General features: G+C 40.4%; 12 protein-coding genes and 1 pseudogene. 10 read left to right on the forward strand and 3 right to left on the reverse strand.

The window, feature by feature from the left end:
• The 4 genes and pseudogenes from HYG89_RS15215 to HYG89_RS15230 all read left to right on the forward strand — a co-directional run.
• Positions 1 to 94 (forward strand): transposase domain-containing protein (locus HYG89_RS15215; RefSeq protein WP_046889966.1); only part of this gene is annotated, 94 nt, incomplete at its 5' end.
• An 11-nt stretch (positions 95 to 105) separates the two neighbouring features.
• Positions 106 to 441, forward strand: a pseudogene (upp, locus tag HYG89_RS15220) (uracil phosphoribosyltransferase); the annotation flags it as partial.
• Positions 442 to 522: 81 nt separating this feature from the next.
• Entirely contained in the window at positions 523 to 816 is a 294-nt protein-coding gene (locus tag HYG89_RS15225) for a cold-shock protein (RefSeq protein WP_004975478.1), read from the forward strand.
• Positions 817 to 902: 86 nt separating this feature from the next.
• Positions 903 to 1,484, forward strand: coding sequence for a cold shock domain-containing protein (locus HYG89_RS15230; RefSeq protein ID WP_096901807.1), 582 nt, complete (start codon positions 903 to 905; stop codon positions 1,482 to 1,484).
• Between the two features lie 34 nt (positions 1,485 to 1,518).
• Here HYG89_RS15230 and gigC read toward each other — a convergent pair whose 3' ends face one another.
• Positions 1,519 to 2,400 (reverse strand): LysR family transcriptional regulator GigC, encoded by an 882-nt coding sequence (gene gigC / locus HYG89_RS15235; RefSeq protein ID WP_004975482.1) that lies wholly within the window; start codon positions 2,398 to 2,400, stop codon positions 1,519 to 1,521.
• 84 nt (positions 2,401 to 2,484) lie between these two features.
• On the opposite strand from gigC, the gene HYG89_RS15240 reads away from it, so the two are divergent.
• Both HYG89_RS15240 and HYG89_RS15245 read left to right on the forward strand, forming a co-directional pair.
• Complete coding sequence (locus HYG89_RS15240; protein WP_178868283.1) at positions 2,485 to 3,246, forward strand: ferredoxin--NADP reductase; 762 nt, start codon at positions 2,485 to 2,487, stop codon at positions 3,244 to 3,246.
• Positions 3,247 to 3,304: 58 nt separating this feature from the next.
• Positions 3,305 to 3,925, forward strand: a complete 621-nt coding sequence (locus tag HYG89_RS15245) for a hypothetical protein (protein WP_178868285.1) — start codon at positions 3,305 to 3,307, stop codon at positions 3,923 to 3,925.
• Positions 3,926 to 4,063: 138 nt separating this feature from the next.
• Here the strand turns inward: HYG89_RS15245 and HYG89_RS15250 are convergent, their stop codons facing one another.
• The gene (locus tag HYG89_RS15250; RefSeq protein ID WP_004975486.1) at positions 4,064 to 4,486 is read right to left on the reverse strand and encodes a hypothetical protein; all 423 of its coding nucleotides are present in this window, start codon (positions 4,484 to 4,486) and stop codon (positions 4,064 to 4,066) included.
• A gap of 201 nt (positions 4,487 to 4,687) precedes the next feature.
• Between HYG89_RS15250 and HYG89_RS15255 the strand changes: the two genes are divergently transcribed.
• The 4 genes from HYG89_RS15255 (at position 4,688) to HYG89_RS15270 (ending at position 7,545) form a co-directional block, all read left to right on the forward strand.
• On the forward strand, positions 4,688 to 4,966 hold the full coding sequence (locus tag HYG89_RS15255; protein WP_004975487.1) for a hypothetical protein: 279 nt from the start codon (positions 4,688 to 4,690) through the stop codon (positions 4,964 to 4,966).
• Positions 4,967 to 5,220: 254 nt separating this feature from the next.
• The gene (locus HYG89_RS15260) at positions 5,221 to 6,942 is read left to right on the forward strand and encodes a mechanosensitive ion channel (protein ID WP_167846178.1); all 1,722 of its coding nucleotides are present in this window, start codon (positions 5,221 to 5,223) and stop codon (positions 6,940 to 6,942) included.
• A gap of 95 nt (positions 6,943 to 7,037) precedes the next feature.
• Positions 7,038 to 7,208 carry a hypothetical protein gene (locus tag HYG89_RS15265; protein WP_178868287.1) on the forward strand — a complete coding sequence of 57 codons (171 nt, stop codon included), beginning with the start codon at positions 7,038 to 7,040 and terminating at the stop codon, positions 7,206 to 7,208.
• 169 nt (positions 7,209 to 7,377) lie between these two features.
• Entirely contained in the window at positions 7,378 to 7,545 is a 168-nt protein-coding gene (locus HYG89_RS15270; RefSeq protein ID WP_004975492.1) for a hypothetical protein, read from the forward strand.
• Between the two features lie 183 nt (positions 7,546 to 7,728).
• On the opposite strand, the gene HYG89_RS15275 is transcribed toward HYG89_RS15270, so the two are convergent.
• Complete coding sequence (locus HYG89_RS15275) at positions 7,729 to 8,931, reverse strand: NAD(P)/FAD-dependent oxidoreductase (RefSeq protein ID WP_178868289.1); 1,203 nt, start codon at positions 8,929 to 8,931, stop codon at positions 7,729 to 7,731.
• Positions 8,932 to 9,158: the final 227 nt, after the last annotated feature.

The following is a 9,158-nucleotide window of genomic DNA, read 5'->3' on the forward strand; positions in this document are numbered from 1 at the left end:
CTATTTAAGTGATGTGCTGAAAAGGCTGCCGACACATAAAGTGACCCAGATTGAAGAATTGCTGCCGCACTGCTGGAAACCTAAATCGAATTAAAAAATAGGCATGGGGTTCAGCGGACGCTTACTTTAGAAGCGCGTACGTACTACAAAAAATTAGTACCAGATGTACAAAACCGTATTGCGATGATTATTGACCCTATGCTTGCCACAGGTTCATCTTTAGTGGCAGCGATTGATTTGCTCAAAGCCAGTGGTTGTAAAGACATTCGTGTGATGGTTTTGGTTGCAGCGCCAGAAGGCATTCAACGTGTAGAAGCCGCGCATCCAGATGTGGTGATCTTTACTGCATCGGTAGATGAAGGTTTAAACCAAGATGGTTATATTGTGCCTGGCTTGGGTGATGCAGGCGATAAAATTTTTGGTTCAGTGCAAAAAGATTAAGCCGAATGTCGGTGAAAAAGAGGCATTAACTGCCTCTTTTTTATATACTCATATAAAGTGCAGCTCGTAAAAGGTTAAGCCATGAAATCTGAACAATATCAAGGGAAAATCAAACAATATAATGCTGAAAAAGGCTATGGATTTATTGCCGCACCTGAAGGTGAAGTGTTTTTCCATATCTCGGATTTTCCTGCGGCTGAAGGCGAGCCAAAGCGCAATGATCGCGTTAAATTTAATGTGGTTCAAAATGGTGATCGTTATAAAGCCATTAATATTGAACCTGTAGAAGATAAATCCAAAAAAGCAAAAAAAGCCAAAGCGGTTGCTGCGAATACGTCGATTACGTCTGCATTGTTATCAAACTTAAAGCGTTAGTTTTAAATGTTTTCATGCACAGAAAAGAGGCATTTTCGCCTCTTTTTTTGTACAATAATCAAAAATTAACGTGAAAAGAGTAATTTATGTTTTTAGAAGGGAAAATAAAAACTTATAACGAAGAACGAGGCTTTGGTTTTATTCAAATAGAAGGAGAGCCTAAAGATTTATTTTTTCATATTAAAGATTTTCCCAATAAAAATATTCCACTAAAAGTGGGAGAAAATCTAAAATTTCGTAAAGTAGAAGAAAATGGCAAGTTCAAAGCAGATAATATTGTCCGTCTAGATATTAAGGTTGCAGTCGAAAGGCATACACCTCAATCAAGGGCAATTCATACGACAAAGCAGAATCATAAAAGACAGCAGAAGTCTGAAAATAACTCATCCAATTTTGTTACTTATATTGGTATATTGATTATATTCGGCTTGGCTTATGCAGTATTTAATAAGTACCAAGCTTGGCAAAATAGTCAGCCTGAAGCTTTATCAGTACAAAAAGTAGTAGAAGTTCCTGTTGTTGAACAGAACTTTACTTGTGATGGGCGTGAGCACTGTAGTCAAATGACGTCTTACGAAGAAGCATTATTCTTTATACGAAATTGTCCAAATACTAAAATGGACGGTGATGGTGACGGCATACCGTGTGAGAGTCAGTTTAATCGCTAAAAAAAGAGTACCATCATCGGTACTCTTTTATAAACTATTTCGCGTCGCAAAACTTCATAAATGCCTTTAAGCCAGGCCCTTGGTATTTCTGACGATGCACCAACATGAATAACGGGCGCGTCAGTTGCCAGAAAGGTGTATCTAAAATCACCAATTGACCTTTTTCTAGTAAAGGTTCAATCGCCAATCGTGAAATACACGACATACCAATCCCACCTGCGACAATTTTTAAAATCGCTTCGTTATGACCCAAAGTTAAACGAATATTGGCATCAGGCAGGTCTTTTAAAATTGCATTGTCAAACACTTCACGGGTACCTGAACCTTCTTCACGTAAAATCCACTCGGCATCTTCAAAATCTGCAATGCTTAAAGCACGGTTTAACTGCGCTAGAGGATGACTTGGCGCACAGCACACTGCAAGTTCATCATCACGCCAATGAATACATTGGAGTTGGGGTAAGTGACAAGAACCTTCAATCAGTGCTAAATCTAGCTGAAATTGGTTTACAGCTTCAATCATTTGGCGGGTATTGCCCACTTGTAACTGTAAATGCGCCTGCGGCTGAATTTGCAAAAAGTCTGCCATTAAATCAGGCATCAAATAGTCACTAATGGTGAGAGTTGCGCCTAAACGCAAATCGATGCTTTGCAGCTCACCTTTAGCGGCTTGCTCAAATGCTTCACAACGACCCAAAATTTCTAAGGCTTGTGGCAATAAAAAACGACCCAAATCATTTAGTTGTAGACGCTTACCCAAACGGTCAAACAGTGGAGCACCCAAGCCATCTTCCAAATCTGCTAAGGCCATGCTTGCAGCACTTTGGGTGAGCTTAACGGCATCACTGGCTTTGGTTACTGTCCCTTCTTGGGCAACTGCTACAAAAACCGCCAACTGGCGTAAAGTCATGCGCATGAATCAAGCCTTAACATTTAAAAATATTCATAAATTACCCCAACATGCTAACATGAGCACAGTCTTTCATGCCACGCTCAAATCATGTCAATTGAAAAATTTACTTTAGAAAAAGTGCTTTCGGTTCATCGTTGGACCAACACCTTGTTTAGCTTCACCATGACTCGTCCTGCGCACTTTAAATTTACCGCAGGGCAGTTTGCACGTATCGGGTTAAAAGTGGATGATGAATTGGTGGTACGTGCTTATTCGGTGGTGTCATCACCCTTTGATGAAACTTTAGAGTTTTTCTCGATTGTCGTGCCAGCTGGTGCATTTACTTCTAACTTGCAGCACCTTCAAGTGGGGGATGAGCTGTACTTGGAAAAAATCCCTTATGGTTTTTTGACCTTGGCGCGTTATCAGTTGCCTGCGCCACACGATTTATGGTTGTTGGCCACAGGTACAGGTCTTGCACCGTTTTTATCCATGCTGCAAGATTTTGAAACGTGGACAAAATATCAATATATCTATTTGGTTTATAGTGTGCGCACCGAAGCCGAATTAGCTTATGTCGATAAAATTCACGAAATTGCCGAAACTTTTGGCGAAGGGCATACAGGCTTTGAGTTTATCCCAATTATCACTCGCGACCCTCAAGCTGCTTTGCATGATCGTTTGCCTGTATTAATTGCGAATGGCGAACTGGAACAGGCTGCAGGCAGTGTACTCAACCCTGAAACTAGCCATGTGATGTTATGCGGTAACCCTGCCATGGTTGATGATACCAAAGAAGCCTTAAAAGCACGTGGTTTAACCATGAATCGCCGCGGGGAAGGTAATATTGCAGTTGAAAATTATTGGTGAGGATGTGATACAACTATTCAAATATCAACTGTTCAAATATATAGCCAGCGCAGGGCTGATGTTTATAGTCGCACAAACCGTACAGGCTGAAACGGTGGAAACTCAGGTTGCTGTGCAAGATCACGTACTCATTTATGATGGGCCACTTAGCCCTGAAGCCAACGCACGTGCAGCGGAATTACTTAAACAGTCAGATAAAATTGATACCTTAAAAATCAACAGTCGGGGTGGCGAGATCGGCTTAGGTATTGATTTGGGCAATTTGGTCTTTGACCATCAACTTAATGTAGAAGTTGCGCAGTATTGCTTTTCTTCTTGTGCCAATTATGTGTTTCCTGCGGGCAAAGTAAAATATTTAAACTTGCGTAGTCAGTTGGGTTGGCATGGTGGCAGTTTGCAAAAAATGCAATTTGAAAGTGCTGAAATGGAGCAAATGTATAATGAATATATTGGCCCAATCCGTGCAAAGGAAACCGCTTTTTTTCAGAAAATTAAAGTTCAGCAAAGCTCAACCATTGCAGGGCAGGCACCTGAATATGAAAAATATCAAGACTGTGTCGGTTGGCGCTATACATCTAAGAAAATGCGAAGTTTTGGCATAGATCAGGTGCGTTTTAAGCAGGTTTTGTGGCTGCCTAAATCGAGTTTTGAAAATAAATGTATTTTCACAATTCGCTAAAAATTGGTTGTTGAGGTGATCTTCACCATTCATATAAAAACCTCATCTACAACGCTGCAGATGAGGTTTTTGCTTGGTGCGATTCAATTTTGAAAGCAACTTTTGAACGCAATGCTTGAAAGTGACTCTTCAAAGAAATTAGTGCACAAACATATCCATATATTCGCGGATTTCCTGAATCGCGCTATCGACATCGCTACTTAGCCAAGTCGGTTCAAAAAAACCTGCATAATGCTCTAAGCGCTCTTGAGGAACCACCAAACGCACAGGACATTCTTCTTCAAGTAAGCGCCACGGTAAAATTGGCACTTCATTATCCAGAAATGCAGCAATGTTGCGAATATCAATGATCATGGCATTCACACAATCTGGAAATGGCATGACCGAAAATTCTTCGGTACGACGACGGAAATATTCCAAATCGCCCCATTTGAGCAGATAGCTGGGCTTGCTAAATTCAATAATACCAATGAGATGCCCATCACGGGTATAGTGCAAGGCACATTGATGAGTGACGTCAGTGTCAAGATCAAGCGATACACTTTGTTGACGATACGCCATAAAGTTCAAAGTACACAAAAAAACGGTACGTGATTATAGCGCATTTCCCCGTGAGAGGCAGCTTTGTCGATATTGGGCAACATAGGTGGTACTTGAGGTATATTACATCTTTTCACCATCTTGCTATGTATTGTCACACAATAAGCGTGAGGAGCTTGTTAGTATAAAAATTCATCAGATAAATACATAAGTGAGGGGAACATGCCACATGATTTCAATAAACCACCTCATGTAAACTCAGCTGAAGACATTAAGCGAAAAAAACGTATTCCAGTCTATATGCTTCTACTGGTGGGAATCTTTTTATTGGCATTGCTGATTTACATGATGGCGGATCGCAATCCGAGTCCGAGCGAAGCACCTCCTGGACATCCTAATCCAACCGTACAACAAGCAACGCCAAATAGCACGACAACGGGCACAGCTGGAGATGAAGCACGTGCAGAGGACAGTAATACTGCAACAGCAACAGATCGGTAGCTTAGCCTAAGCGTCAAAAATTCATATTTACAAATTCAGCCTTGCCTAGATGCAGGGCTTTTTTGTGGATTTTCGCAAGGTTTATTGTCCCTCCTTTGTAGAATTGTTGCGATTCTGCATCCTAAGGTTGAATAAAAAATATGCAAATTCTATGGTGAATAGAGCTTTACTCAATAATTTGAATCGATAAAAAGCAGTTTTGCGCCGTGGTGCAAACCTAAAAATGAAGCTAATCACCATGAGGATTAAACAAGATGAATGATTATTTTAATGGGAACCTACATGGCAGAGGTTTTGATGCCATGTATTATTGGGAGCAATTTCAACCCATTTTAGCTGCAGTCGCAATTTTACTTGTCGGGTGGGTGATTGCATTATTGGTTGCGGGTGGAATTAAAAAGGTTCTACAAAAATTAGGTACCGATCAAAAATTATCAAATGCAACGGGGCATCGTTCAAATATTGAAGTGATTGTGTCGCGGGTCGTGTTTTGGGTGATTTTAATTATTGCGGTCATTGGTGCGCTGAATGTGTTGAATCTGACCAGTGTCAGTGGGCCATTCAGTAATATGATTCAGCAGTTCTTACTGTTTATTCCTTCTTTACTGGCTGCTGTTGCTGTTGGTTTTATTGGTTGGATTTTGGCAAATCTGGTTAAAGTGGGGATGCAAAAACTGTTGGCACGTACTCAGTTGGATGAAAAACTCAGTGCCGATGTCGGTGTGAGTGGTTTAAGTCAAAATATCAGTGAAATTGTTTATTGGCTGATTTTATTGCTGTTCTTGCCAATTGTGCTGTCAATTTTAGGCTTAAACGGTCTGTTGTTCCCTGTGCAAAACATGGTGAATGAAGTTGTGCTGTATTTACCGAACATCTTCATTGCAGGCGTGATTGTTTTTGTAGGATACATTCTGGCAAAAATTGTTCGTGGCATTGTCGAAGGTTTATTGGGTAGCTTGAATATTCAACAGCATGCTGAAAAAGTTGGCATCTTCAAAAATTCAAATTTACCTAAATTACTCGGTTCGTTTGTTTTCGCCTTGGTGATCATCACAGCCTTGATTATTGGTTTTGAGGCACTTGGCATTGAAGCCATTTCACAGCCTGCGACTGCCATGCTGTATGAAATTATGAATGCGATCCCGCATATTATTGCGGCAGGTCTGATTCTTATTTTGGCTTATGTGGTGTCGCGTTTTGTAGCCAATATTGTGGTGGAAGTGGTTGCAGGCACAGGAGTCGATGGTATTCCTGCCAAACTCGACTTACAGCGCTTTTTAGGTACAACTAAAATTTCATGTGTGGTTGGTTATCTGATCGTATTCTTTACCATGCTATTTGCGGTATCTGAAGCGGCGAACCGTTTGGGCTTTGATCAAGTCAGCGGCTTGATTGCCATGTTTATCCAGTTTGGTGCAGATATTCTGTTGGGTGCTGTCATTTTGGTGGTGGGTTTCTGGCTAGCGAATTTGGTCGCCAAAGTGGTACAGCGCGGTGAATATAACAGCTCGCGTTGGTTGGCAAACTTAGTCCGTATTTTAATTATGGGCTTGGTGGTAGCCATGGGCTTACGCGCGATGGGTATTGCAGACTCTATTGTGAACTTGGCCTTTGGTTTAACTCTTGGTTCTGTTGCAGTGGCTTTCGCACTTGCCTTTGGTTTAGGTGGTCGTCAACCTGCAGAACGTGTGTTAACTGATTTGATTGATAAAGCCAAACGTGAGGCGAATCAACCGAATCCGTTGCACAAAACAGAAACGGCAACGTCAGCATCAAATGTGATGACACCTATTGTATCTGAGCAGCCACAAGCGTCTGTAAGTGATGTGACTACAACACCTGAAGCGGCAACTGATCATGCTGTGCCAGATACGTTAAAGGTTGATCCTGAACATCCACCAGTCAATAACCCATTTGGTTCGACAGGTGAGGCTGAACCAGATGTCGATGAACATCCAAAAAATGACCCGAAATAACCTGTTCAAATTTTGATTTGAATCGCTAAGATGATCGACCAATCACCGTATTGGTCGATTTCTTTTCGGTATTCATTAAAAAAGAGGAAACGATAATGTCCAAATCAGCACCCAATAAGTTTTTTGCCCCAATCGTGATTGCTGGCATCACCATCGGCTTTTTTGTTGCAGCCTATAAATTTGTTTTTGCCAAGCCAGAAGCCACCGCAAAACCAACTGAAAATGTTGAGAAAAATCATCCAAAAGAGGATAGACCAAGCTCTTAAATTATGTTAAAAATTAATCAACTTTGGCAGGAATGAGCCAAAGACTGATTTGGATAAATCAGATCAATAACTTGGAAAGCTTGATGAGGGTTTAAGGGAAAAATAAAAAATTTGGGTTTTAACCAAGCTGAAATATTTGAGTCTTAAAATTCGCGCAAGGATGACAATAATGAGAGAAATCAATATGCTAAACAAATTACGTATCAGTTTAAAAGTTCAAGTGGCAAATTCGTTACCTATGCATCAACAAAATGCTGTGCTTAAAATGCAGCAAACTGAATCACGTTTGGCAAATACGCCAAAATTGGTATTATTTCGTACCGATTATTTAGAATAAAATAACAGGATTCACGTATTGCTAAGTCTTTATAGTACGTGACGGTGTTAAAGAAAAAGCCAGTTTAGAAAAAACTGGCTTTTGTCATTTTGCAATTTGATCGGCAAGATCAATATTATTCTGTTTAGACTAGAATCATTTTTATCACATTCATTTGTTTGCATGTTTCATCTAAAAGCAAACTTAAACATACTCCGATGCTGCATGTGCAGATGACCACGCCCATTGGAAATTATAGCCGCCCAAATGTCCCGTTACATCTAAAACTTCCCCAACAAAATACAAGCCTTTTTGTTTTTTACTTTCCATAGTTTTAGAGGAAACTTCTTGGGTATCCACTCCGCCTAAAGTGACTTCGGCAGTACGATAACCTTCTGTGCCTGATGGTTTGACTTCAAAGGCATTTAAACGTGCTGCAATCTGTTCTAGCTTTTCATCACTGATATTGCCAATTGCCGTTTCAGAGAGTGCAGGCCAAATCAGTTGCTGTAATTCAGCCACTACACTTTTTGGCAGATGCTCGCTGAGTAAGGTGCGCAGTAAAACTTTAGGACTGCTTTGCTTTTTATTTTTAAAAAAGTCATAGAGTTCTAAGTAAGGTAAAAAGTTAATTTTAAAACTTTGTCCGACATCCCAATAATTAGAAAGCTGTAAGGCACTCGGCCCACTCAAACCGCGATGGGTGAATAGCAATGCTTCGGTAAAACTAGTCAATGAATTTGATAAAGTCGCATCCACCGCATTACCGCTTAAACGTGTAGTGACTTCTTTAAAGCTGTCTGAGAAGGTAAAAGGCACTAAACCTGCACGGGTCGGGTAAACACGATGACCAAACTGTTTAGCAATTTCATAGCCAATTCCAGAGCCACCTAAAGTTGGAATAGATAAACCGCCAGTTGCTACGACCACAGCGCTTGCTTGGAAATAACCCAAAGTCGTTGCAATTTGAAAACCTTGATCATCTACCGCATTCACGGCTTTGACTTCACAATTGGTTTGAATATCGACCAGATTGGTTTTTTCACATTCGGCTAAGAGCATGGCTAAAATTTCTTTAGCGCCGTTTAAAGTGAATAATTGTCCGTGTTTGCGTTCTTCATATTCAATGCCGTATTCGCAGACTAAACCAATAAAATCCCAATTGGTATAACGGGTGAGTGCAGAAATGACAAAGTGTGGATTATGTGAAATATAATGGTTTGGCTCGACTTCTAAGTTGGTAAAGTTACATTTACCACCACCCGACATCAGAATTTTTTTGCCCACTTTATTGGCTTTTTCTAGCACCAATACTTTACGACCACGTTGTGCTGCCATGTAAGCAGTCATCAGCCCCGATGCGCCCGCACCTAATACCAAAACATCATATTGATTTGCAGTTGCCATGTTGCACCGAGAGAAATGAGAAAGCGCATTATTATAGACTCTATCGTTTGTCGTTGCCGCTTTTTTGCAATTGAATTGTGGTTGAGATGTTTATCTTTTTTCTCTGTACACGACAAAAATAGATAACTCATTGAAATAATGTCACAATAATTGTTTTCTAACGACGAATACTATGACACATCTCAATGAGTTATATCTTATCTTAAACAAATCTCTAAAATGGAACA

It is taken from the genome of Acinetobacter sp. SwsAc5 (genome assembly GCF_013391485.1).
In the GTDB taxonomy this organism is placed as follows: domain Bacteria; phylum Pseudomonadota; class Gammaproteobacteria; order Pseudomonadales; family Moraxellaceae; genus Acinetobacter; species Acinetobacter towneri.

Bases quoted from the DNA above. Each gene is read 5' to 3' on its own strand.
- HYG89_RS15225 (WP_004975478.1), top strand. From the start codon at position 523: ATGAAATCTGAACAATATCAAGGGAAAATCAAACAATATAATGCTGAA.
- HYG89_RS15230 (WP_096901807.1), top strand. From the start codon at position 903: ATGTTTTTAGAAGGGAAAATAAAAACTTATAACGAAGAACGAGGCTTT.
- gigC (WP_004975482.1), bottom strand. From the start codon at position 2,400: ATGCGCATGACTTTACGCCAGTTGGCGGTTTTTGTAGCAGTTGCCCAA.
- HYG89_RS15240 (WP_178868283.1), top strand. From the start codon at position 2,485: ATGTCAATTGAAAAATTTACTTTAGAAAAAGTGCTTTCGGTTCATCGT.
- HYG89_RS15245 (WP_178868285.1), top strand. From the start codon at position 3,305: ATGTTTATAGTCGCACAAACCGTACAGGCTGAAACGGTGGAAACTCAG.
- HYG89_RS15250 (WP_004975486.1), bottom strand. From the start codon at position 4,486: ATGGCGTATCGTCAACAAAGTGTATCGCTTGATCTTGACACTGACGTC.
- HYG89_RS15255 (WP_004975487.1), top strand. From the start codon at position 4,688: ATGCCACATGATTTCAATAAACCACCTCATGTAAACTCAGCTGAAGAC.
- HYG89_RS15260 (WP_167846178.1), top strand. From the start codon at position 5,221: ATGAATGATTATTTTAATGGGAACCTACATGGCAGAGGTTTTGATGCC.
- HYG89_RS15265 (WP_178868287.1), top strand. From the start codon at position 7,038: ATGTCCAAATCAGCACCCAATAAGTTTTTTGCCCCAATCGTGATTGCT.
- HYG89_RS15270 (WP_004975492.1), top strand. From the start codon at position 7,378: ATGAGAGAAATCAATATGCTAAACAAATTACGTATCAGTTTAAAAGTT.
- HYG89_RS15275 (WP_178868289.1), bottom strand. From the start codon at position 8,931: ATGGCAACTGCAAATCAATATGATGTTTTGGTATTAGGTGCGGGCGCA.